20 protein-coding genes are annotated in these 22,040 nt (G+C 36.3%); 15 read left to right on the forward strand and 5 right to left on the reverse strand.

Annotated features, from left to right (window positions below):
* Positions 1–2: 2 nt before the first annotated feature.
* A complete protein-coding gene (locus tag JL102_RS06345; protein ID WP_202243425.1) occupies positions 3–1,073 on the forward strand; it encodes an alanine racemase in 1,071 nt (356 codons plus the stop codon).
* On the opposite strand, the gene JL102_RS06350 is transcribed toward JL102_RS06345, so the two are convergent.
* A complete protein-coding gene (locus JL102_RS06350) occupies positions 1,066–1,935 on the reverse strand; it encodes a formate/nitrite transporter family protein (protein ID WP_202243426.1) in 870 nt (289 codons plus the stop codon). The two genes, JL102_RS06345 and JL102_RS06350, sit on opposite strands and share 8 nt — an antisense overlap.
* 256 nt (positions 1,936–2,191) lie before the next feature.
* On the opposite strand from JL102_RS06350, the gene JL102_RS06355 reads away from it, so the two are divergent.
* Together JL102_RS06355 and JL102_RS06360 are read left to right on the forward strand one after the other, a co-directional pair.
* Positions 2,192–2,728, forward strand: a complete 537-nt coding sequence (locus JL102_RS06355; RefSeq protein ID WP_202243427.1) for a Dps family protein — start codon at positions 2,192–2,194, stop codon at positions 2,726–2,728.
* A gap of 69 nt (positions 2,729–2,797) precedes the next feature.
* Positions 2,798–3,619 carry a universal stress protein gene (locus JL102_RS06360; RefSeq protein ID WP_202243428.1) on the forward strand — a complete coding sequence of 274 codons (822 nt, stop codon included), beginning with the start codon at positions 2,798–2,800 and terminating at the stop codon, positions 3,617–3,619.
* On the opposite strand, the gene JL102_RS06365 is transcribed toward JL102_RS06360, so the two are convergent.
* The gene (locus tag JL102_RS06365; RefSeq protein WP_202243429.1) at positions 3,609–4,298 is read right to left on the reverse strand and encodes a peptidoglycan DD-metalloendopeptidase family protein; all 690 of its coding nucleotides are present in this window, start codon (positions 4,296–4,298) and stop codon (positions 3,609–3,611) included. The genes JL102_RS06360 and JL102_RS06365 overlap by 11 nt on opposite strands.
* Before the next feature lie 95 nt (positions 4,299–4,393).
* On the opposite strand from JL102_RS06365, the gene JL102_RS06370 reads away from it, so the two are divergent.
* The 9 genes from JL102_RS06370 to JL102_RS06410 all read left to right on the forward strand — a co-directional run bounded on the left by JL102_RS06370 (position 4,394) and on the right by JL102_RS06410 (position 15,104).
* Entirely contained in the window at positions 4,394–4,567 is a 174-nt protein-coding gene (locus JL102_RS06370; protein WP_202243430.1) for a hypothetical protein, read from the forward strand.
* A gap of 157 nt (positions 4,568–4,724) precedes the next feature.
* Positions 4,725–7,085: a methyl-accepting chemotaxis protein gene (locus tag JL102_RS06375; protein WP_202243431.1), complete on the forward strand. Its 2,361-nt coding sequence runs from the start codon at positions 4,725–4,727 to the stop codon at positions 7,083–7,085.
* Positions 7,063–7,611 (forward strand): chemotaxis protein CheW, encoded by a 549-nt coding sequence (locus JL102_RS06380; protein ID WP_202243432.1) that lies wholly within the window; start codon positions 7,063–7,065, stop codon positions 7,609–7,611. The genes JL102_RS06375 and JL102_RS06380 overlap by 23 nt, the downstream gene beginning before the upstream one ends.
* Before the next feature lie 11 nt (positions 7,612–7,622).
* Complete coding sequence (locus tag JL102_RS06385) at positions 7,623–7,979, forward strand: response regulator (RefSeq protein ID WP_202243433.1); 357 nt, start codon at positions 7,623–7,625, stop codon at positions 7,977–7,979.
* Positions 7,980–7,984: 5 nt separating this feature from the next.
* The gene (gene cheB, locus JL102_RS06390; RefSeq protein WP_202243434.1) at positions 7,985–9,010 is read left to right on the forward strand and encodes a chemotaxis protein CheB; all 1,026 of its coding nucleotides are present in this window, start codon (positions 7,985–7,987) and stop codon (positions 9,008–9,010) included.
* 12 nt (positions 9,011–9,022) lie between these two features.
* Positions 9,023–10,864: a chemotaxis protein CheA gene (locus JL102_RS06395; RefSeq protein WP_202243435.1), complete on the forward strand. Its 1,842-nt coding sequence runs from the start codon at positions 9,023–9,025 to the stop codon at positions 10,862–10,864.
* A gap of 1 nt (position 10,865) precedes the next feature.
* Positions 10,866–11,486 carry a hypothetical protein gene (locus tag JL102_RS06400; RefSeq protein ID WP_202243436.1) on the forward strand — a complete coding sequence of 207 codons (621 nt, stop codon included), beginning with the start codon at positions 10,866–10,868 and terminating at the stop codon, positions 11,484–11,486.
* The gene (locus JL102_RS06405; RefSeq protein ID WP_202243437.1) at positions 11,486–14,293 is read left to right on the forward strand and encodes a PAS domain S-box protein; all 2,808 of its coding nucleotides are present in this window, start codon (positions 11,486–11,488) and stop codon (positions 14,291–14,293) included. Before JL102_RS06400 ends, JL102_RS06405 begins: the two co-directional genes overlap by 1 nt.
* Positions 14,280–15,104: a CheR family methyltransferase gene (locus tag JL102_RS06410; RefSeq protein ID WP_202243438.1), complete on the forward strand. Its 825-nt coding sequence runs from the start codon at positions 14,280–14,282 to the stop codon at positions 15,102–15,104. The genes JL102_RS06405 and JL102_RS06410 overlap by 14 nt, the downstream gene beginning before the upstream one ends.
* Positions 15,105–15,346: 242 nt before the next feature.
* Here JL102_RS06410 and JL102_RS06415 read toward each other — a convergent pair whose 3' ends face one another.
* Both JL102_RS06415 and JL102_RS06420 read right to left on the reverse strand, forming a co-directional pair.
* Positions 15,347–17,599 carry an efflux RND transporter permease subunit gene (locus JL102_RS06415; RefSeq protein WP_202243439.1) on the reverse strand — a complete coding sequence of 751 codons (2,253 nt, stop codon included), beginning with the start codon at positions 17,597–17,599 and terminating at the stop codon, positions 15,347–15,349.
* Between the two features lie 50 nt (positions 17,600–17,649).
* On the reverse strand, positions 17,650–17,853 hold the full coding sequence (locus JL102_RS06420) for a hypothetical protein (protein WP_202243440.1): 204 nt from the start codon (positions 17,851–17,853) through the stop codon (positions 17,650–17,652).
* A 239-nt stretch (positions 17,854–18,092) separates the two neighbouring features.
* On the opposite strand from JL102_RS06420, the gene thyA reads away from it, so the two are divergent.
* Positions 18,093–18,887, forward strand: coding sequence for a thymidylate synthase (thyA, locus tag JL102_RS06425; RefSeq protein ID WP_202243441.1), 795 nt, complete (start codon positions 18,093–18,095; stop codon positions 18,885–18,887).
* 2 nt (positions 18,888–18,889) lie between these two features.
* Here thyA and JL102_RS06430 read toward each other — a convergent pair whose 3' ends face one another.
* Positions 18,890–19,717, reverse strand: a complete 828-nt coding sequence (locus JL102_RS06430; RefSeq protein ID WP_202243442.1) for an aminotransferase class IV — start codon at positions 19,715–19,717, stop codon at positions 18,890–18,892.
* A gap of 155 nt (positions 19,718–19,872) precedes the next feature.
* Between JL102_RS06430 and sdaAB the strand changes: the two genes are divergently transcribed.
* Positions 19,873–20,550, forward strand: a complete 678-nt coding sequence (gene sdaAB / locus JL102_RS06435) for an L-serine ammonia-lyase, iron-sulfur-dependent subunit beta (protein WP_202243443.1) — start codon at positions 19,873–19,875, stop codon at positions 20,548–20,550.
* Between the two features lie 11 nt (positions 20,551–20,561).
* The gene (locus JL102_RS06440) at positions 20,562–22,034 is read left to right on the forward strand and encodes a TolC family protein (protein ID WP_202243444.1); all 1,473 of its coding nucleotides are present in this window, start codon (positions 20,562–20,564) and stop codon (positions 22,032–22,034) included.
* Positions 22,035–22,040 lie beyond the last annotated feature (6 nt).

Genomic DNA, 22,040 nt, shown 5'->3' on the forward strand with positions numbered 1-22,040 from the left:
AAATGGCTTTTTTAGAATTATATAAAGATCGATTAAAACATAATTACACCTATTTAGAGAAGCTTTTTAAACAAAGACATATCGAATGGGGTGTAGTTACTAAGTTACTGTGCGGCAATGAAGATTATATAAGAGAGGTGATCGACCTAGGAGTGAAAGAGGTGCATGACTCTCGCATCAGTAATCTGGAAGTAGTAAAAAGAATAGATCCAAACGTACAGACAGTATACATTAAACCACCAGCTAAAAGAAGTATTTCACAGGTGGTTAAATTTGCAGATGTAAGCTTTAATTCTAGTTTTTCTACGATTAAGTTGCTTTCGGAAGAAGCTGCTCGGCAGAATAAAATGCACAAGATCATCATAATGATAGAAATGGGGGATCTGAGAGAGGGAGTGTTGGGTGAAAATGTAATAGAGTTTTATGCTAAAGTGTTCGAGCTTCCTAATATTAATATTACAGGTATAGGTACTAACCTGAATTGCTTACATGGCGTTATGCCTTCACAAGACAAGTTAATACAACTCAGCCTTTACAAGCAATTAATTGAAGCCAAATTTAATAGAGAAATACCGTGGGTTTCTGGAGGTACGTCTGTAACTATTCCTTTATTGCTTAAAGAAATGAGGCCTATGGGTGTCAATCATTTTAGGGTTGGAGAGATTTTGTACTTTGGGCTTAACCTTTTTACTATGAAAACAGTGGAGGGCATGAAAGATGATGTCTTTAAGCTCTACGCTGAGATTATAGAATTGTATGAAAAACCTAAAGTTCCTATCGGGGAGTTAGCAGAGAATCCATCTGGCGAATTATTGGAGATTAATGAAGATGATTATGGAAAAACATCTTACAGAGCAATAATAGATATTGGCCTGTTAGATATTTCTCCTGAATATTTAATCCCCGACGACCCTAAGTTAGAGGTCACCGGAGCAAGTAGTGATATGCTGGTTATAGATCTCGGACAAACTACCGGAAATTATCAGGTAGGAGATTTACTTTCATTTAAACTCCGTTATATGGGAGCTCTGAGTATACTTAATTCCGATTATATAGATAAGAAAATCATTTAGCTTTTTCTTTATCTGAAATATTCTCTTTGTTCCCCTTAAAACTTAGTTTAATCGCGCTAAATTTAATTATTGATACAAATACAACGCCTCCTATTATATTGCCTATGGTAGTGAAAAATTGGAAGTGAAGGTAATCCATCATGGAGAGTTTGTCAGAGACAAGCACTCCAGCTAGTACTTCTATAGACCCGACAATTGAGTGGTGCAAGCCCCCTACACCTATTAAGGCCGTAACTAGGATGACCATGATTACTCGGCTAATAGTTTCTTGAGATGACGTAACCAACCATGAGAGTTGTCCCATAAGCCATCCTGCCAAGATGCTGCTGCCTAGTATAATTACCCAATCATATTTAGTAAGCTTGTGAGCAAGATGATAAAAGGCTTCTTGAGAAATAATGCCCATATCAGGCCCTAGGTAGGCAAGTATGAATGCCATAATATATCCGCCTAATAAATTGCCTAGATAAATCACACCCCAAAGCTTTAACAAGCTCCTTAAGTTAGTGGCTCCCTGTAATACAGGAATAACTGCCAGCGTGGTATGTTCAGTAAATAATTCTGACCTCCCTATTACCACGAAAATGAATCCAATAGGGTATGAGATAGACAGAATAAGGTGCATTGCATCTTCTGACACATGATCATGAAGCAAGGTATACATTATTCCAGCCAGGAAAAGAGTAAAGCCTACCTCCAGGCCAGCAGCAAAGGCAGAAACGAATAGGCCCAGTGGAGAACGTTTATGCTCTGCCATTCCTGTATCGATTTGCTCCTGAAAAATGTGATAGATGCTCTTAGGCTCATTACTCACATCTTCAACCTTCTGAGGTTTTGGTTTAAAAAAGTTGAAAATTCCCATATATAATTACTTAAGACAATATAATCTCTTTAAGTGATAAATTGTTTTACAAGGGGTGTGTAAATTTTTCTACACAAAGTCTTTTTCTATACTCAATATAGGTTTGTCAGTGTAGTTTAAAATGCTTTATTACTCTTTAAAATTCTGTTAGAATTGGTTTTAAGTACTGTATGGAAGGATAATGCTTATTTTATGTCAATATTAAGTCCTTTAGTATGGTTCTTGTCTCTTTAAAGTCAAAAAAACATTAATAGTTATGAGCGTAAAGACAGAAGAAAAAAGAGATAATAATTCTACTGAGAAGAAAAGCAGACTTTGGGCTTACAAGAAGTTAGGGTTTTCAAAGCCTGAAACTGCAGAAATAGTTAATACATTAAACCAACTTTTGGCTAACTATCATGTTCATTACCAGAAATTAAGAAATTACCACTGGAATGTGAAAGGGCCTGACTTTTTTGATATTCATGAAAAGTTTGAAGAGCAATATAATCAGGCCAAGCTCAACATTGATGATATAGCTGAGAGAATAAGAGTATTTGGATATACACCTATGAGTACTTTAAAGGAGTACTTGGAAAATAGTGAGATAAAAGAAACAGGCTCTGACATGGATGGAATGTCTATGGTAAGAGAAATACTTAGTGATTTTGAAATACTATTAAGCTATATGGTTAACGTGGCTGATGCAGCTATTGATGTGGGTGATGTAGGTACTGAAAACATGATCAATGCATTTGTAGAAGAAATGGAGAAAAGCCATTGGATGTTCACAGCATTTGCATCAAAAGATTAAAAGAGTTAGCTTAGACAGTAGACAATTATAAACAAAGGCTACGTGTTCGTAGCCTTTAACTTTTAATCAATGGATGCTAGAGGAAAAGAAATATTAGTACCAGTTGATTTCACCATGGCTGCAAAATACGGAATTGATACTGCAGTCAGATTGGCTAACCGACTGCATACCAAAATTCATCTTGTTAATTTTATTCCCCCACCTGATGACAAGATAAAGGAAAATATACATGTTGAAGATGTGTTGAGCTCATCAATTAACCTGTTGAAAGAAAATCAGGGCAAGCTGACAGAGTTGGTACACGCTGTAGGCTCTTTAAATAATAATGTTTTTTCTGAGATTAAAATAGATCGCTTTGCTTCTGGCATAAAGAAACAGCTTAAAAATAAAAATATTGGGCTCATTGTTATGGGGCTTAATGGTCATTTAAGCATAGGCGATACCCTCTGCCAAAATAAACGAGCCAATGATATCATTAGACTAGGCTGTCCCGTAATGGTTTGTAATGAGCACGTTGATGCACTGATAGAGGCAGAAAGTATTCTGGTTTCAATGGATGAAGATTCATATCTCAATGATAACTTCGATAAGTTTGTTAGCCTCACGAAAAATATTTTTTCGAAATGGCATTTTATTCATGTTAATCATCGAAATGATAAAAAACTCTGGAACAGAGATGATTTAAAAAATTTTATTGATAAACACGAAATGTCATCAGCATCCTATGAGGTCGTAGATAGCGATGATAAGGAAGCTACAATTATAGAATATGCAGAAAAGACAAATGCTGAATGTGTAGCGGTGAATAGACACGGCAAAACATCCAGCTTTAAAGATTGTCAGGTAGAGAAATTGGTCGGAGAAATTAGATTCCCTGTTTTTATTTATTAAGCACAGATAAGTTCAAAATTAAATTGGGATCAGGGCAATTGTCAAGGTAGAAATCTTTTTCGGAAGGTTTCGCTACTCCAGGATAGTCTCCTTGCATGTCTTGCATATTTTTAATGATCTGAAAATGTAGGTGAGGAGGCCAATGTACATTTTCTTCAAAATCTCCTAAAGTGGCTATCTGTTCGCCTTTTTTAATCTCTTTACCAACAAAAATATTTTCTAATGAGCTTTTACTCAGGTGGCCATAGAGCAAATAAAAAGTATAGTTCTCTAATTCATGTTCTACAATAATAGTAGGGCCATAATCACCAGTAGTCGCATTATTAGCAAAGCTATGGATTTTTCCTGCTAAGGGAGAGTGAATGGCTGTGCCAGCTGCATCCCAAATGTCAATTCCCAAGTGGATGGATCGTGCTTCCTGATCAGGTCTATCAAATACATTATTGTTTCTGTAAATAACCCTATCTTCTCCATAACCACCCAGCGCTGTTCTGTAATGGTTAGCATTTAGTTGCTCTTGAATGTAAGCGTCAAGTAGCTTCGGACTCTTGAGCTGAGCTACCTCTCTGTTGCTATCACTCAAATCAATCAGCCACACGTTCTCTTGGTTAACATCGTAAGGCATTACAGCCGAAAAGTCTTTATTGTGTTTAGATAAGATTGATTCTAAATTTTTCATCTCGTATTACTTAGCCAATGGGTTCAAATTAAACAAACAAAGAGCAGAAATGGCAGGTTTGAGCCATTAAGTTTGAAAGATCAACAGGATTAAAAGTGGATTTTAGTAAAACCTTCCTTAAGCACAATTGGGAGGCCATACTCTTATGGGATAGTGTTTTCTTACTCTCAGGGTATGGGGTGATCCGTACATTAAAGTTTGTGAAGTATTTGTCGTTAATTGTAATTATAGAAGATTATCATTCATCAGAGTCATCATTTAGTCAATAGTTTTCTGGGTACTCAGGGTATTCCCTTAATCTCTTTAGGGGAATCAACCACTATTAAAATACGAAATTACACCGATTGAATGAGTGCCCTCAAAAGATACCTTTGTAATACATCAATGGAATAAAAATCCACTTTTTGGAACAAAATAGGTATAACAATGGCACTCGAAAAAAAGGAACAAAAAGAAGAAATTGCTATTAAAAAAAATAGTAATGGTAAAGTTACTTCTGGTAAGCCTGCTAAAAGCTCTACTGAAAATGTAGATTTTTTGCAGGTACTGGAGGGCGCAGCTCTTCCTGTAGTAATGACGAACACAAAAGATGAGATTATATATTTCAACGAGTCGGCGGAAGAGCTTTTTGGCTACGAGAGAGAGGAAGTAATAGGAAATCCTACTTCTATGCTTGTACCTCCCCAAGAAGAAGAAATTGAAGCGCCTGAGCTAGAAAACGGTGTGTCCATGGAATCAAAAGTCCTAACCAAAGAGGGAAAGATATTAGACGTATGGTTTACTCGTAGTGAAAGTATCAATAACAACGAGAAAATTTTCACTGCTTTTATTCAAGATATTAGTAAGCGAAAAGAGTTAGAAGAACAGTTTCAGGATCAGTTAGAAGAATCGAAAGCTCAGGAGGAGGAGATGAGGCAGAACATGGAAGAACTTGCTGCCACACAGGAGGAGATGCAGAGAAGGCAATTGGAAATGGAGCATCTAAAATCAAGTGTTGATGCAGGTTGGGCTTCTATCGAATTTGAACCAGATGGAACCATTATAACAGCCAATCAGAATTTTTTAGACGTCTTAGGTTATAGTACTCCGGAAGAAATCGCAGGTAAACATCACCGTATTTTTTGCGAGAAGGAGTATGCTGAGTCGTATGAATATAAACAGCTTTGGAATCAGTTGGCGGCTGGTAAAATCCAATCAGGAGAGTTTAAAAGAATAACCTCTATGGGAAATCCTGTATGGATCAATGCTTCTTATACACCAGTAAGAGATGTGGAGGGACGGGTGGTTAAGGTGATTAAAATAGCTTCTGATATTACTGACATGGTGGAGGCTAGAACGCAAGGTGAAAATATTAAAAAAGCAGTAGATGCAGGTTGGGCATATATTGAATTTGAGCCAGCTGGTACTGTAGTCGGTTGTAATCAAAATTTTCTAAAAACCTTTGGGTATAAGGATCAGTCAGAAATAGAAGGTGAGCATCATCGTATATTTTGTGATTCCAAATATACCGCTTCGCATGAGTACACTCAATTTTGGAAAGACCTTGCCAATGGTATAAATAAAAATGGTGAGTACGCCAGGATTAGGAAGGATGGGAAGCTGATATGGTTACAAGCAGCATATACTCCCGTAAGGAATGCTAAGGGAGAAATAGAAAAGGTGATAAAAATAGCTGCAGATATTTCTGAAGTGAAACTACCTGTGTTAGAAGTGAGCAAAATAATTGGTGAAATGGCACAGGGAGATCTAACCAAAAAGTTTGATTTTGATTCTGATGGTTATGTGAAAGAAATGGGTGATGCTCTTAATGTGGCAATAGAAAATTTAAATGCATTATTAGGAACCATTGATGAGAGTGCCAGGCAGGTGGCTAGTGCAGCAGATAATATGAAGGGTAGAACTGACGGGATGAAAAATAATACTGCTGAAATGGCCTCTGCCATCTCTCAAATGGCAAAAGGAGCTCAAGATCAGGCTCAAAGAACGGATGAGTCATCCAAGCTTGCAGAGCAGGTATTGGAATCAGCAATGAGTATGGAGACAAAATCTGAAATTATTAATAAAGCTGCGGAGAAAGGGGTGAGTAGTTGTGAAGAAGGTCTGAAAATGATTAAGAACTTGGTGAATAATATGAGTGGTATCAATGATTCTGCTTCTCTTACCTCTCAATCTATTCAAATACTAACAGGAAGAGCTGAAGAAATTGGTAGAACCTTGAATGTAATTACCGACATAGCAGCTCAAACTAATCTATTAGCACTTAATGCTGCAATAGAAGCTGCCAGGGCCGGAGACGCCGGTAGGGGCTTTGCTGTAGTGGCAGAAGAAATAAGGAAGCTAGCCGAAGATTCTAGAAAATCGGCTGTGGATATTGAGAAGATTATAGGAGATGTACAGAAAGATACTCAATCAGCCTCTAAGGCCATTGATATCATGACATCAAGTGTTAAAGATGGAACTGGAGCTACGAAAGAAGCAGAGAAGATTTTTGAAGAAATATCTACATCATCTGCAGAAACATTGGAGTTGAGCAAGTTCATAAAAGAGGCGAGTTCATCTCAGAAATCTTCTGTAGATATAGTAGCTAAAAATATTGAGCAAATAGTGGTAGTGGCAGAAGAAACTGCTGCTGGCACCGAAGAAATAGCCACATCATCAGCCTCTCTTAATGGTGCCATGGAAGATGTCTCTGCCTCCAGCAGCCAGCTTACACAAATATCTCTTGAGTTAAAACAACGCGTTAACAAATTCAAACTGAAAAATCATGCAGAGTTTACAAGAAGATAAGTCCATGAAAAAAAAGGCTCAGCCTAAAGAAAAGGAGGGTGAGCAGAAGGGTAGAGCAATGCAAATAGTAGTGTTTAAGCAGGGGGACGAGGAGTTTGCTATGCATATAGACCAGATTAAGGAAGTAGTTATTACGCCCAGCATTGCCAGAATGCCTCAAACCCCGGATTTTGTATTAGGAGTAGCCAATATAAGAGGCAACATTATCGCCATTTTGGATCTGGAAAAGAAATTCGGTTTTCAAAAGGATGAACAAAGAACTCTTGGAGGAAAGAATTTCACTTTGGTAATAGAAAGTGAAGAGTTTAAAATGGGAGTTTTAGTAAAAGAAGTGCCAAATACACTAACTGTATATGAAAGTGAGATAGAGGAAAGTTTGAATGTGATTCATGATTCTTCTATGGAGCAAAACTATATCAAAGGCATTGTTAAAAAAGAAGGTCGACTCATCATCATGATCGATACTCTGAAAATAGTTACGGAATCAGAAATGAATGCTGTAGCTCAAGCTGTTGTATCAAATTAAATTAAATCAATATGTCCAAGAATGTATTAATCGTTGATGATTCGCTCTATATGCGAAAAATCATTAAAGATGCTATGGAAGCCAATGGCTATAATGTGATAGGCCAAGCTGCAAATGGAGAGGAGGCTATAGACATGGCTTTTGATCTTATGCCTGATCTAATTACTCTGGATAATATTTTACCTGATATGATAGGTACTGATATTCTTAAGGTGTATAAAGAAGAGGGCCTTAAATCTAAAGTGATAATGATTAGTGCCGTGGGGCAGGAGTCTGTAGTTAATGAAGGCATATCTTTGGGTGCGGTTGATTATTTAGTGAAACCATTTACTAATGAACAGCTCATTGCAGCTATAGCAAAAACTTAGGCTCTATGATTAAGGCACTGATCGTAGAAGATTCTGGATTTATGCGAATACGCATTTCTGATGTTTTGCGTTCAGCCGGAATAGTTCAAGTGATAGGAACAGCTAAAAATGGAGACGAAGGGCTAAAAGCTATAAAACTTAAAAAACCAGATGTGGTCATAACAGACATGGTTATGCCGGAATACGATGGTTTGTATTTGGTGAAAAAAGCCATGAAGGAGAGTCCTGTACCCATTATTTTATTGAGTTCACTTGAAAGAAAAAGCACTCAGGTATTTGAAGCCTTGGCTCTGGGAGCTTTTGAGTTTTTAGATAAGCCAAAGAGTGAAAGGGGGCTTGGTTTTAATAAACCTCTAATAGATTTGGTGAAAGCTGCTGTGGGAGTAGATGTAGAAACCTTAAAAAAGTCGGCCCCTACTCGTAATAATTTAGAGCATACCTTTAATGATCTTCTTAATTACGAAATAGTGGCAGTAGGAGCATCTACAGGAGGGCCGGGAGCAATAGAAATATTTTTGAAAGGTCTACCAGCTAATTTTCCTGTACCTATAGTGATAGCTCAGCACATGCCTCAAAGGTTTATAGAATCATTTGCCCTTAGGTTAAACGCATTAACTAATCTTAATGTGAAAGTAGCAGAAGTAGGAGAGAGACTCCAGCCTAATTATATCTACCTGTGTTCGGGTGAATTTAACACCGAAATAGTTAGAAGCCAGGAAACTGAACAAACTCTCTTTGCTAAAAAGAAAAGCAAATTTAAAGAGTTTAATGACCCTTCAGTGGATTGTCTTTTTCTTTCAGTAGCAGAGGTATATAAGAACAAGGCTATAGCAGTCATTATGACAGGAATGGGCAAAGATGGTATGGAAGGCATCTGTAAAATTAAGGAACAGGGAGGTCTTTCTATTGCACAAAATGAAAAGAGCTGTGTGGTATATGGAATGCCAAAAGCAGTGGTAGAAGCCAAAGCTGCTGATTATGTAGTACATATAGATGAAATACCAGGATTTGTAACCAGCTGTTTTAGTTAACCAATCAAGATTATGAAATCAAATGATGAAGAATACAGAGAGATTTTTTTAGCTGAGGCTCTGGAGAATTTTGAGGAGATTAATAAAGTATTGACTCAGCTTGAAAAGAAGCCAACAGACACAGCTTATATTAATACTCTGTTTAGAATTACTCATACCATGAAAGGAAATGCCACAGCTATGGGTTTTGAAGGGATTAGTTCTCTTACTCATGTAATGGAGGATCTTTTTGGAGAGGTGAGAAACAAGAAAATAGAGTTAGATAGTGAAATATTTGCTGCTCTTTTTAAAGCAGTAGATGTGCTGGAGGCATTAATAGGTGCTATAAAAACCGGACAAAAAGTTCAGTTTAGAGGTATTCAAACAAAGCTCAAAGTAATTATAGAAAGAGCAACTACAGACACGCCGAGTGGAGTAGCATCAGAAAAAGAAGAAGATAGTGATAGTCTGAAGCCTGAATCATCCAAAGACACAAACAGCAAGAAAAAAGAAAAAGCTACTTCAAAAGATAAGAAAAATAATAAGCCTAAACAGGAAGAAAAAGAGTCTTTAAAGGTAATTGAGGAGATTCTAGATGATGCTGAAGCAGAGGAAGAAGAAGTTGATTTACCTTTATCTGATTCAAAAATTGTGGTTTCTGACTTGGTGCATGTGCCTGTGCGAAAGCTTGATAATTTATTAAATCTGGTCGGTGAACTAATTATAGAACGGGATAGGATTCTGGCTTCTTATAGTACCAATGCTCACTCTAGCGAATTTTCAAGGTTAAATAGAATATCTTCTGATTTGCAGTATTCAGTGATGGATGTTCGGTTGGTGCAGGTAGGTTTTTTATTTAATAAGTTTCATAGGGTAGTGAGAGATGCGGCCAATCTTGAAAGTAAAAAGGTGAGGCTTGAGCTCTCAGGGGTAGATACGGAAATAGATCGAAATATATTACAGATAATAAGTGATTCATTAATTCATCTGATTAGAAATTCGGTAAGTCACGGAATTGAACCTCCGGAAGAACGTGAAGCTCATAATAAGGCAGAAGAAGGAGTTATTTCTCTAAGTGCTTTTAATGACAGTGATGGTGTGGTAATAGAAATTAAAGATGATGGCAAAGGTATAGATATAGAAAAAGTCAAAAAGAAAGCCATAGAAAATGGGCTTGTTACGCAAGAGCTACTTTCTCTAATGAGCATGGATGAAGTGCTTCTTATGATATTTGAACCGGGTTTTTCTACCAGAGAACAGGTGTCTGCTCTAAGTGGTAGGGGTGTAGGTATGGACGTTGTAAAGAAGGCCACAGATTCCATTGGTGGCAATATTAAAGTAACTACTCAGGAGAATGAAGGAACAACAATCCGTTTGAAGCTACCTGCTTCCATGGCAGTAAAAGGCACTCTCTTATGCATGCTTGAGGATCAAACATATGCAATACCGCTTTCCTATACAGAAGCAGTGGTGTCACTATATAAAAAGGATCTCCATAAGTTGAGTAATGGGCTGGTGAGCACGTACTTGGGTAAAACAATTTCCGTAGTATTTCTGAAGGATTTGTTTGATCTAAGCAATGGCAAAAATCTCCATAAGAGGATATTACAATCTGGGTTCGATCATCTACATGCTGAGGCACAATTACATGTGGTTATTGTTTCTCATAATGGAAGAATTATAGGCTTGGTAGTTGATAAGCTCTTACAGCAAAAAGAGATAGTAGAAAAACCTCTTTTTAAACCGTTGGATAATATTAAAATACTTAGTGGGGTAACTATTTTGGGTAATGGTAAGGTATGCCCTGTACTTAATATCGCCTCCATAAATAATATGATTTTCACAGCTACTCTAGCTAATCAAAAAGTTTATTAAAATGAAATTAGATGCACATACAAAAGCTATAGCCATAGGTTTATTGGATAAAGGGTATAGAAATGCAGCCAATTCCTTCTCTACTCTTACGAATGAGGGTATATCCATTAAGCCTACCAGAATAGAAATTCTTAATAATAATTGGAAAGCCCTCCAAAATCTAAAGTCGGATAAGGAGCTTATTTTGCTAACCACATCCATTATGGGCGAAATGGCAGGTAAGAGCTACTTACTCTTCAATAAATTCGAGTCAGAAGAAATACACAAGGCTTGTATGCCTCATAAGGAAAATGAGGCAGCAAGGATAATGGAAACAGAAGCAATATTGATGGAGTTGGATAATATTCTATCAGCAGCTGTAATTACGGAATTTTCTAACTATCTTGATATAGCTATCTATGGAGATGTGCCCAGGCTTTCAAGAACGGGACAGGAAGATCTTAAGGATTTACTGGCCAATGATTTGTCTAATATAGAATCAGAAGAATGTTTCATAGTTGCAGATACCGAATTTATTTCTGAAAATAATTCCAAGTTGAGACCTCAGTTTATATGGAAACTAACCTCTGATTTTCTTGATAGGATTGGAAATGTCGGTTCTAAACAAAAAGATTTAGTCTAATGGAATTTAGGAAGGAATACTTAAGCACTTTTTCAGTTGTATTTTGTACAGTATTAGCAGAGATTTTTATAGGAAATCCAATAATCACATCAGCATTGGTATTATTAGGGGGAGCCTTATGTATTTTTTCTAAATATAAGTCCAGTCAAAAAATTCAAAACCTGCAGTTAGAAGCTCAATTACTCGTAAAGGGTATGTCTGAAGCATCTCAGGTTATAAGTAACTTAGGTAAAGACGGGGAGAGAAAATTTGAAATACTTGATACGGATACTGAGCTGTGTCACACTATATTAAGTGTCGATGCTGACATGAAGAAGTTTAATGAAGCTGAGCATAAGCGCAACTGGGGTATAGAGGGATTGGCTAAGTTTAGTGAACTTCTACGATCTCATGAAAAAAATATCCATGAATTATCTGAGGGTATTATTAGCAACTTGGTCAGATACGTTGCAGCTAATCAGGGAGGAATTTTTATTCATCAGCAAGAAGGTGATGATGAATATCTAAAGCTGACAGCATCTTATGCCTATGATAAAGTAAGAATTAGAGAGAAAAGAATAGAAATCGGACAGGGGCAAGTTGGTCAATGTTACTTGGAAAAGGAAACGGTTTGCTTATTGGATGTGCCTCAAGGTTATGTAAGTATAACTTCTGGTATAGGAGAGGCCACTCCAGAAAATGTAATATTAATACCTATGAAACTTAATGAAAAGGTTTATGGGGTTATAGAGTTGGCCTCCTTCCAAGTGTTTTTAGATTATGAAATTAGATTTTTAGAGCAACTTGCTGAAAACATAGCTTCAATGTTTGCGTCTATGCGTAATAATGAAAAGACCAGCCATTTGTTGGAAGAAGCTCAGGGACTGGCTACAGAATTGCAATCTAGAGAAGAGGAAATGCGTCAGAATGTGGAGCAACTCAGTGCTACCCAGGAAGAAATGCAAAGAAAACAATCAGAATTAGACGGAATAATAGGTGCTATAAACAATGCCATGGGTGTGGTGGAGTTAAATACTGAAGGTGAAATTATCTATGCTAATAATATGATTAGTAATGCCTTGGGTTATTCTGAGGATGAAATGAGAAACTTAAGTTATGAGGATCTGATAGGTCATACTGATCCGGATGGAGCTTTATTGAAGAAGATCCAACATGTGCAGTTAGAAGCAAGTCATTATGAGCTAAAGTCTCGCACAGGCCAATGTAAATGGTTAACTATTTCTTTTTCTCCTATTAAAGATTATATGGGCAGTACAAGAAAGATTTTAGCTTTAACTCGAGATATAACAGCACGTAAGCTTCAAGAGATAGAGTTTGAAAAACTTTCCTTAGTGGCAGATAATACCCATAATGCAGTTATTATATCTGATAAACATGGGCGTATTGAATATGTGAACAAGGGCTTTACGGAAATGACAGGGTATGATGAGCAAGAAGTACGTGGCAAAAAGCCCGGTGACTTTTTACAGGGAAAAGATACAGACCAGCAAACGGTGCACCGCGTAAGCGAAGCTTTAGCTAGAAATGAAGCAGTATATGAAGAGATTCTTAATTATACCAAGCATGGGGAAAGTTATTGGATTTCCATGACAATAAATCCGGTTTTTAATGATGAGGGGCAACTACAAAGGTATATTTCTATTCAGGCAGACATAACAGAGACAAAAATGCGTGCAGTTGACTATAGTTCTAAATTGGAGGCTATCAGTAAATCAAATGCTATTGTTGAGTTTGATCTGAATGGTGAAATACTCGATGTCAACGATAATTTCCTTGAAATTTTTGGATACGATAGGTCTGAAGTAGTAGGGCGGCACCATTCAATTTTCATGGCAGAAGAGGATAAGAATTCTTCTGCCTATATTGATTTTTGGAAAGACTTGCGGAAGGGAGAGGTTTTTAATGGTGAGTTTGTTCGCGTTAAAAAGGATGGGGAGCAGGTTTGGTTAAAAGGTATATATAACCCAATTTACGATTTTACAGGTAAGCCATATAAAGTCATAAAATTTGTTACTGATGTAACTCATCAAAAAATATTGAAATTTGAAAAGAGAAAGCAGGAGGTAGAATTAGAGAATCAGATGCAAGCTATAAACAAAACCATCGCTTCAGCCGAATTTGATTTAGATGGCTACCTAAAGAGAACTAATGAGATATTTGATGGTATCACAGGTATTGAATTAACCGCCACTAGTAAAGTACATTATTCTGATATTATACCACCTAATGAGCTCCTTAAGCCACAAACTAAGCTCATGTGGAATAATCTAAAGGAGGGAAAGTTTTTTAGTGGAGAATTCAAATTGAAGGATCCTAAAGGTAAGGAATTATGGCTTGTAGGCACTTTTAATCCTATTAATGATATAGAAGGAAATCCTTATAAAGTGATGATGTATGCGCAGTTTACTACTCAGGAAAAAGAAAAGCAAAAAGAGTTAAACGGTGTGGTGGGAGCAATGAAGAATACAGCGCCCATAATGGAGCTTCACCCTGATGGAACTTATAAAAACGGTAATGCTCTGTTTATGGACTTCTTCGGTTATAACCGCATAGAGTTAAGAAGGAAGCCATTTGCTGATTTCCTTTCGGATCATTCACCGCAAGTTATGAGAGATGTTTTGACGAGGCTAAAGAAAGAGGCATTTATAGAAGTGGAGTTGAAATATGTCAATTCGGACGGAGAAACGAAGGTCTTTAAAAGTACTTTTAGCAGCATTTATGATTTAGAAGATAAGCTCTCTAAGATAGTTGTGATAATGATTGAACGTGTTGTAGTATCTAAACCTAACCACCATGAGCGTTACTAAGGCTGAGTTGGATTCTTTCACAAATGTGCTTTTTCAAAAATACGGAATTGACTTCACCTGCTATGAGCATCAATCGCTTTCTAGAAGAGTAAATAGGGTCTTACATAATTTTAAAGTGGATAATATCCATGAATTGTGGGTAATGATGCTTCGTAATAGAAACTTGATTTTCACCTTTATGGATCAGATAAGTGTAGGGCTGACTTCTATGTTCAGAGATCCTAAAACTTGGGTTCAACTGAAGAAAGTATTATCTGATTATAAATCTGATGGAGTTATAAACGTTTGGAATGCTGGATGCTCTACAGGCGAAGAGGTATATACTCTAACTATAATGCTCGATGAGATTGGCTTGCTCAACAGAGTGAATATTCTTGCTACGGATATGAATCAATCAGCTATGGAAGAGGCTAAGAAAGGGGTTTATCATAAGGTGAAAATGATAGATTATGAAAAGCACTATAGGGAATTTAATAAATTTGGCACCTTTTCTAAATACTATACTACTGATGAGAATCACATCATAATGAAAGACTACCTCTTGAAAAATGTGAAGTTTAAATATCACAATTTAACAACTGATCAGTTTCAAGGGCAATTTGACTTTATATTTAATAGAAATGTCCTAATCTATTTTGATCAGAGGATGAAAGATAAACTTATCAGTCAATTTTATCAATGCCTTAAGCCCAATGGATATTATATCATGGGTTTTTACGATTCCATACTTTCTGAAGAGCAAAAATCTAAATTTATCAATACCTTATCTGCCTTTAGGTTATTTCAAAAACCAGAAAAGGTATTGGCTTGATTATCTATTTTCAGAACAGCATATGCCCGCTTATGCGCAACGGCCAATTCTTTAAGTGATAATGCATAAAGATTGTCAAATAAATCAGTTTCATTATCACATAAATGAGACTGCGTGAGCATAGTTATTATGCTTCTAATGTATTCAATTTTCATAAAAATTAAGATTAAAAAATGCACCCAATGATTCTTGTCTTCAAAAGCATGCATGTATGTTATTTAGTAAAAATAAACATTTTTATCTTAATTTTTATTGATGTATGTCAAAATAATTAAAGCAGGGAGTAATGTAAGATCAATTACCAAGGCGAAAATCAATGTAAGACTAATGAGTAATCCTGTATAAAAAGTGCCTCCGAATGATGATAGTACTAGTATTAGGAAGCCCGCTGACAATATGATACTGGTTATAATTATGGCTTTTCCGGTAGATAGGTAAGTCCTTTTAAGTGCGTACAAAATTGATTTTCCTTTGGCAAGTTCTATTTTTAATTTACTGGTAAAATGGATGGTGTCATCTACAGCAATGCCAAAAGCAATGGTGAAAATAATTGAAGTACTGAGCTTTAGCGTTATTCCAAAAAATCCCATAATACCTGCTACTAGAAATAGTGGAACGATATTAGGAATGAGTGTAATCAAAACCATTTTAAAGGACTTGAAAAGGATTCCTGCGATTAGTGCTACCGCCAAGAACGCTATGCTTAGCCCATAAAACATGTTTTCAGCCAAATATTCATTGTTTTTATCTATAAGATTAGAAGTGCCGGTTACAGTAAAATTAACAAGTGAAGTATCAGTATTATGTAATATGAACTGCTTAAGTAGTTCTGTCCTTTTAAGAGATATATCACTGCCTATGTCGCCTACTCTCATTGAGATCCGTCCTATCTTTTCATCTTTGCCGATGAGCCGTGTGTAAGACTCATTTGTTCGAAGTCTCTTTAAAAAAGGCTGTACTTTTTCCCAGTTTTTTGTGTTATTAGGTAAGCGGTATTCTTGAGAAACTCCACCATTGATAGCCTGATTGGTGGCTTTTACTAAGGTGGAGGGGGAAACAATATTTCCAGCGTAGAACTCTTCTTTTAAGTATTTTTCTACGTTGTCTATTTCATTTATTATTTCAGGAGAAAGCACATTTTTTCCAGGTGCCAGTACGGTAGCCGTTAACTCAAAGGGCCGGGAACCTCCAAAATTTTTATCGAAAAAGGTGAAGTCTTGTTTTAGAGGGTCGTCAGTAGGTAAGTCTTCTATTAGGTAGGTGTTGATCTTAATTTGTGAAATACCAATTAAGGATACCATGATCAACACAACATTGATCAATACTATCTGCTTCTTTTTTCTTAAGACAACCCTAAAACCCTTTGAAAGCCAGCTAATCCATCTTTCTTTTACATAGCCAAGTGTCGATATTTTTGGTTTCGGCACTAGTATTAAACATGCGGGAAGTAGAGTGAAAGAAATGATATAGGCAATAAATACTCCGGTAGCTGTATAAACACCAAACTCCTTAATCGGCTGTATGCTGGCTGTTAGCAAAGTGATAAAACCTATGCCAGTGGTAAGAGAGGTGAGAAATGTGGCTATGCCCACTTCCTTTACCGTTATTTTTATTGCCTGTATTTTAGTATTGCCTAACCTTAATTGTTCTATGTATTTAGTGATGATATGAACAACATCAGACATGGCTACTACAAACATTATAGTAGGGAGTAACACCATAAGTATATCCAAAGGCTTATCTGTCATTCCCATAATTCCTAATATCCATATGGTGGATAAGAATACTACAAGAAGAGGTATAATAACTGCCCACCAGCTCCGAAAAGTAATAGTTAGAAATAAGATTACTAAAATTACCGATGCAGATAAAAAGATGGATAATTCTTTCTGTATAGTATTGATAAATATGCCTTGAGCATAGATTTTGCCTGCTAAATGATAATCATATAAATCTAATTCATCAATTAAGTCTTCCGTGGAAGTAACTAGCTGGTCAGCCTCATCTTTTTCAGTAATAGCTTGGTGCTGTATTAGAATTATAGTGGCTGTAGCCTTGTCATTAATGAGGGCTTCCTTTAAGTCAGTGTTCTGAAAAATTCTGACGCTATCTGTATTTAATCTTGAGGGATCTTTAATGTGTAGAATAGGTATTTTGAAAACACCAGCTTTGCTTATTACTGGTTGATAAAAGTTGGTTATAGAAGATACCTTTTCAATTTTATCATTTTGCTCTAGCTTTACCGTAAGCTCGTTGACCTTATTTAGAAAACTACTATCAAAAATAGAGGGGTGGTGAGATAGTCCAACGAGGAGATAGTCATTGTCATTACCGAAAATCTCTTCAAATTTCTGATAATATTCTAGGTCAGGGTCATCAGTAGGGAAGAAGCTCTCAAAGACATAGTTAAATTTGAGATCTTTTAGATGATAACCAAAAATGCAGGTAAGCCCGGTGATTAAAATGAATACCAGGTAAAGGTACTTATTTCGCATACCTCAAAAATATAAGTTGCAGCAAGCTTTTAGCTCATAATATGATAATTTTATTTTTTTGATTTAATTAATAATATCATATTGAATTTTTCAATGAGCATTTCCTTATCGGGGATGTCTACACCTTCAATCCAGCGCGCTACTTCTGCTATCTCTCGCTCAGTGTAAGGTACTCGTTCAATTTTGCCATTATAATAATCCTTAACAGCTTCTATTATTTTTTGACGTTTCGGACTGAAAAAATGCTTTATCATAGTAGTTTAGGTTGATGTTAGCCGTATGAAAAAATTAAAACCACTATAATTGAATGCAGTTTATCTAAATAAAATCATATAATCAACTATAGTCCTTATTTTTAGATTGAAACTACTTGCATTGATTTACAGTACCTTAAAACCAAGCCCACGAAATAGCATGTCATATCTTCTTAATTGTTATCTTTAAAGTTTAATTGATTTAATAGTGAAATTTTAGATAGTAAGAGCTTAAAGGTATGAAGCAGTATTTAGATTTGATGCAGGATATTTTAGAGAATGGAGCACAGAAGGGAGACAGAACAGGTACAGGTACTTTAAGTGTATTTGGTAGGCAGATGAGATTTAACCTTGCAGAAGGTTTTCCATTACTAACCACCAAAAAGCTTCATATAAGGTCAATTATTCATGAATTGTTATGGTTTCTGAGTGGTGATACTAATATTAAGTATTTGAATGATAATGGAGTAAGTATTTGGAATGAATGGGCAGATGAGAATGGAGATCTAGGACCAGTGTATGGTTCGCAGTGGAGAAGCTGGCCGGCTCCCGATGGTGGCAGGGTGGATCAGATATCTCAGGTTATAGAACAGATAAAGAATAATCCTAATAGCAGAAGACATATAGTAAGTGCCTGGAATCCGGCAGAGGTAGATGAAATGGCTTTACCTCCATGTCATGCCTTATTTCAATTCTATGTGGCTGATGGAGCACTATCATGTCAGTTATATCAAAGAAGTGCTGATTTCTTCTTAGGAGTACCTTTTAATATAGCTTCTTATGCACTTTTGGTGCATATGTTTGCGCAGCAATGCGGTCTCACTCCGGGGGAGTTTGTTTGGACAGGAGGAGATGTGCACTTATACTCTAATCATCTGGACCAAGCTAAACTACAACTGGGCAGGAAGCCGAAAGGCTTGCCTAAGCTTGTAATTGGCCGGAAACCTGATTCTATTTTTGATTATAAGTACGAAGATTTTACAATCGAAAACTATGAAGCAGAGGCATCTATAAAAGCTCCAATAGCCGTATAGATTTATTCTTCTATTTTTCTTATAAAACTTTCATAAATAGCTGAGTGCGGGAATTTAAAATTCTCAACCTTAGCTATTTTTTTTACCGACAGGCTGTTGGTAATAAATGCAAACTCCGCATTGTATAAGCTTTCTATACCTTCTTCCACCTCTAATATTGGGTAATTCAATGCTTTTAATTTAATTATAAACTCTTTTCTTCTTACCCCCGCTACGCAGCCAGTATTTAGAGAAGGAGTATAGAAACTTCCAGATTGATACCAGAATATGTTTGAAGTAATACATTCACTAATATTTCCGTTAACGTTGGTGATAATTAATTCGTCTAGTTGTCTTTCATCCTTTTCTTGAGAAGCAATAATATAAGGCAAGCTATTTAACTTTTTAAATGGAGCCATTTTCCAAAAATGGTTTTTTACTTCACTACTCAACCCTACTGATATTTCTTCTTTTATATTGTGTATAGAATAGGGCTTTACGAAGATAAGCGTGTGGGCAGAAGTGTTATCAGACGAATATCCTGCTTGGTTAGCTTCTTGCCGCCAAACCATAATTTTAATTCTCAGGTCTTGATGCTGGACTTGGTTTCTATGGATTAATTTTTCAATGGCACTTTTACAAACAATTATATTTGAAATAAAATCAGGAAGCTTTATTCGCATGGCATCGCATCCTTGTTTCAATCTCTCCAGATGCATCGCAATACGATGAATGGTGTTATTTGAGTACAATATGGTTTCAAATAGACCATCTCCAAATTGTATTGCCCTGTCAGACATATTTAAAGAAATTTTATTGTCTACCCATTTATTGTTGAAGAGTGCGATCATGTTTTGAATATATCAGGTTCCATGTATTTTTGGAGTCCATTCGCTGATTCTTTTAATAGTTCATCATCCGAAATGGAATCTTATAATGGTTATAAACCATTCATACTTTTAAATAATATAGCAGTAAAATTATCATTAATATTGAAATTAAGAATATGGCAGAGAAGAGTAGTGTATTTGATATGATCGGCCCTGTAATGATCGGCCCATCCAGTTCTCATACTGCAGGGGTAGTTCGTATAGCCAGAGCGGCCATTAGGGTATTAGGAGGGAAACCTGAAAAATCAGTAATTACTTTTTATAATTCTTTTGCCAGAACTTATGAGGGCCATGGGAGTGATAAGGCTATCATAGCAGGTCTTATGGATTTTAAAACTGATGATCCAAGAATAAAGGAAGCATTGGAGATAGCGGAAAAGGAAAAGATGGATTATACCTTTAAATCCGTAGGAAATGCCTCTGTATATCATCCGAATACCATAAAGCTGATATTAGAGAAAGAGGGTAGAAGAGTTGAGGTAATAGGAGAAAGTAAGGGCGGAGGAGTAATTAATATTGCTGAGTTCGATGGTTTTAATGCTAATTTCTCAGCGAACCTTCATACGTTGATTCTAAAAGCTGATGATGTGAGAGGAAGCATTGCTTATATAGCCAATATTCTTTCACATGATGATTGTAACATTGCTACTATGTCTGTATCCCGAAAGGGTAAAAACGCTCAGGCATGTCTTGTAATAGAGATGGATAGTGGTCTTAAAGATGTTACACTGGCTTATATAAGAAGCTTAAAATGGGTGAAAGAGGTGATATATATACCTGATATTGATTTATAAAAATAATACATATGAGAGCAACAGGATTGCTGATTTTATTGGTGCTGATTAGTGTCGGTACGTATGCACAAGATACATTAAAGGTGAATAGGTGGACTCTGCAAGAATGCATTGATCATGCTATGGATCATAACCTAAATATTCGAAGATCTTTATTGGATTTACAATCTCAGGAAGTAGAAATGAGCCAGTCTAAATGGGCTAGATATCCTGATTTAAATGGTAACGCGTCTTATGGATATAGCTGGGGTAGGTCTATTGACCCTACCACGAACTTATTCGTTGAAAATCAGAGAATAGCCTCTGGAAATGCTGGTTTGAGTAGTTCTATTCTTCTATTCAATGGTTTTCGCCTTCAAAATACCGTAAAACAAAATCAATATTCATTAGATGCGGCAGAGGAGACCTTTCAAACCACCAAAAATGATGTAGTACTCGGGCTTTCTAGCTATTATATAAATGTTTTGTTTACAAGAGAATTATTAGAAAATGCTAGGAAGCAGTTAAATAGTACTAATCAGCAGGTAGAAAGAACAGAAAAACAGGTGGAGGTTGGGGCTCTTCCTAAATCTAATTTACTGGACTTGATGGCTCAGAAAGCCACTAATGAACTGAATGTGGTAAATGCAGAGAACAATTATACCAGTGCCAAAATACAACTAAAACAGCTGTTGCAGTTGCCTCCGGAAGAGCAAATAGATATTGTAGTTCCAGAAATTGATACAGCTTCTATTGAGCCAGTGATGGATGCTTCTCCTATTCAAATATACGAAGCCGCTTTGAACGGCTGGCCTAGTGTGAGAAGTGCGGAATTAAATGTCAAAAGTTCGGAATATGCTGTAAAAGCTTCAAGAGGGTATCTTTATCCTTCATTAACTTTAACCGGAGGTCTTACCACAAGATATTCAGATGTATCAGATCAGCCGAGGTTTGTTCCTGATGGAGGTGATCCCATTGTTTTGGATCCAAATCCTGTAATAGGGTACGTGCAAGGAACCAATACACCGGTTATTTCAGAACAGCCACGTACTCAAACATCCGGAACCTATTATGATGGCTATCCCTTTGGAGATCAGATAGATGATAACCTGAGCAAATACGTAAACTTAAGTCTAAACATACCCATATTCAATGGGTTTTCAGCCAGGGCTTCTATACAGAGAGCGGAGATCAACCGAAGTAGAGCTGAGATTAACAGCAAAGATGCTAAATATCAATTATGGCAAAATATAGAGCAGGCCTACATAGATGTGGTGGCCGCAGCTAAATCATACAAAGTTTCTCAAGTTCAAGTGGAAGCCAGAACAGAATCATTTCGTGTTTTAAAGCAGCGTTATGACAATGGAGCTGCCAATTTTACAGACTATAAAGTAGGAGAAAATGATCTTTTTCAAGCAAAATCTGATTTGCTAAGAGCTAAATATGATTATGTCTTTAAACTCAAAGTGTTAGACTTTTATCAGGGTAAAAAAATAGAATTTTAAATCACA

The organism is Fulvivirga sediminis (assembly GCF_016757215.1).
GTDB lineage: Bacteria > Bacteroidota > Bacteroidia > Cytophagales > Cyclobacteriaceae > Fulvivirga > Fulvivirga sediminis.

Bases quoted from the DNA above. Each gene is read 5' to 3' on its own strand.
- JL102_RS06345 (WP_202243425.1), top strand. From the start codon at position 3: ATGGCTTTTTTAGAATTATATAAAGATCGATTAAAACATAATTACACC.
- JL102_RS06350 (WP_202243426.1), bottom strand. From the start codon at position 1,935: ATGGGAATTTTCAACTTTTTTAAACCAAAACCTCAGAAGGTTGAAGAT.
- JL102_RS06355 (WP_202243427.1), top strand. From the start codon at position 2,192: ATGAGCGTAAAGACAGAAGAAAAAAGAGATAATAATTCTACTGAGAAG.
- JL102_RS06360 (WP_202243428.1), top strand. From the start codon at position 2,798: ATGGATGCTAGAGGAAAAGAAATATTAGTACCAGTTGATTTCACCATG.
- JL102_RS06365 (WP_202243429.1), bottom strand. From the start codon at position 4,298: ATGAAAAATTTAGAATCAATCTTATCTAAACACAATAAAGACTTTTCG.
- JL102_RS06375 (WP_202243431.1), top strand. From the start codon at position 4,725: ATGGCACTCGAAAAAAAGGAACAAAAAGAAGAAATTGCTATTAAAAAA.
- JL102_RS06380 (WP_202243432.1), top strand. From the start codon at position 7,063: ATGCAGAGTTTACAAGAAGATAAGTCCATGAAAAAAAAGGCTCAGCCT.
- JL102_RS06385 (WP_202243433.1), top strand. From the start codon at position 7,623: ATGTCCAAGAATGTATTAATCGTTGATGATTCGCTCTATATGCGAAAA.
- cheB (WP_202243434.1), top strand. From the start codon at position 7,985: ATGATTAAGGCACTGATCGTAGAAGATTCTGGATTTATGCGAATACGC.
- JL102_RS06395 (WP_202243435.1), top strand. From the start codon at position 9,023: ATGAAATCAAATGATGAAGAATACAGAGAGATTTTTTTAGCTGAGGCT.
- JL102_RS06400 (WP_202243436.1), top strand. From the start codon at position 10,866: ATGAAATTAGATGCACATACAAAAGCTATAGCCATAGGTTTATTGGAT.
- JL102_RS06405 (WP_202243437.1), top strand. From the start codon at position 11,486: ATGGAATTTAGGAAGGAATACTTAAGCACTTTTTCAGTTGTATTTTGT.
- JL102_RS06410 (WP_202243438.1), top strand. From the start codon at position 14,280: ATGAGCGTTACTAAGGCTGAGTTGGATTCTTTCACAAATGTGCTTTTT.
- JL102_RS06415 (WP_202243439.1), bottom strand. From the start codon at position 17,599: ATGCGAAATAAGTACCTTTACCTGGTATTCATTTTAATCACCGGGCTT.
- JL102_RS06420 (WP_202243440.1), bottom strand. From the start codon at position 17,853: ATGATAAAGCATTTTTTCAGTCCGAAACGTCAAAAAATAATAGAAGCT.
- thyA (WP_202243441.1), top strand. From the start codon at position 18,093: ATGAAGCAGTATTTAGATTTGATGCAGGATATTTTAGAGAATGGAGCA.
- JL102_RS06430 (WP_202243442.1), bottom strand. From the start codon at position 19,717: ATGATCGCACTCTTCAACAATAAATGGGTAGACAATAAAATTTCTTTA.
- sdaAB (WP_202243443.1), top strand. From the start codon at position 19,873: ATGGCAGAGAAGAGTAGTGTATTTGATATGATCGGCCCTGTAATGATC.
- JL102_RS06440 (WP_202243444.1), top strand. From the start codon at position 20,562: ATGAGAGCAACAGGATTGCTGATTTTATTGGTGCTGATTAGTGTCGGT.